Source organism: Amycolatopsis sp. NPDC058986 (assembly GCF_042741125.1).
GTDB lineage: Bacteria > Actinomycetota > Actinomycetes > Mycobacteriales > Pseudonocardiaceae > Amycolatopsis.
Genome location: NZ_JBHYJW010000144.1, coordinates 1 through 1131 on the forward strand (window position 1 = coordinate 1; position 1131 = coordinate 1131).

General features: G+C 67.8%; 1 protein-coding gene. It reads right to left on the minus strand.

Going from position 1 to position 1131, the window contains the following annotated elements:
* The coding region (locus ACFW0G_RS45500; protein WP_378331826.1) for an IS1380 family transposase at positions 1-987 on the minus strand (987 nt) is incomplete at its 3' end.
* Between the last annotated feature and the right edge of the window lie 144 nt (positions 988-1131).

The window sequence follows — 1131 nt, forward strand, 5'->3', positions numbered from 1 at the left end:
GGTGTCGGTGAACACCGCGTGGTAGTTCCAGGTGCGGAACAGCTCGCCCTGGTCGTTGGTGGCGAAGCGTGGGGTGCGGCGCACCAGCAGCCGCGCGGTGACCTCGCGGCCGGGGTTCTCGGTGGTGTTGGTGAAGGCGGTCAGGGTGGTTTCGGCGATCTCGGCGTGTGTGATCAGCTCGCCGGTTTCGGGGTCGGGGATGGGGTGCCGGTAGGCGATCGTGGTCCAGGCGTCCTCGCTGATGTCGGCGATCGCGGCCTGGGTGGCCACGTTTTTCTGGGCGGTGACGGAGAAATACGCGCCCGCTTTGCGGATCGCGGCGATGATCGGGCCGGTGAAGAACGCCGAGTCGGCGCGGACCACGATCATCCCTGTCGCCCCGGCGCGGCGGGCCAAGCCGATCGCCTCGGTGATCATCGACGCCGCCCCGCGGCGGGAATCGGTGGTGCCGCCGCGCAGCCGGGTGGTCAGGACCACCGGCGCGCAGACCGGGCTCGACAACGTCGCGACCAGGTGATTCAGGCCGCGGACCCCGTTATAGGCGAACCCGCTGCCTTCCTTGTCATGACCGTAGGTTTCCTTGATCTTCGCGTCGATATCGACGAACGCCAGCTGCCCCACCCCCGCCAGCAGCGTCGGCACCCGCGCCGCCAGCCGGACCAGGGCCTCCCCGGCGGCCGAGGCGAGCTGGCGGGCATGACCATGGGTGAACCCGCGCAGCCACGACCCGCAGGTCGAAGGCGCCCGCACCCGGTCGAACAGCCGCGGCATCGCGCCGTGCCGGATCACATCCAGATCATCGATCGAGTCCGCGCCCAGGACCATCCCCGCCACGACCGACAGGGCTTTCGCGTCGCTGTTCGCACCGACCGCAACCCCCAGATCGACCCGCTGACCGACCAGCTCACCCAGGCCGATGCCCTCGGCCAGCCGCATCACCGGCACGATCCCCGCACCCGACACGAGACTCGCATCATCGAACCTCACCGACACCGCACCAGCGGTATGAGACGATCGCATCCAGCAGATGCCCTCTCACTCAGATAGATTTGTTCCCTAGACAAGAACAATCATCCCAAGTCAGAGGGCATCTGCCCCTCTACGACACAGCCCACCACCACAAAAACACCG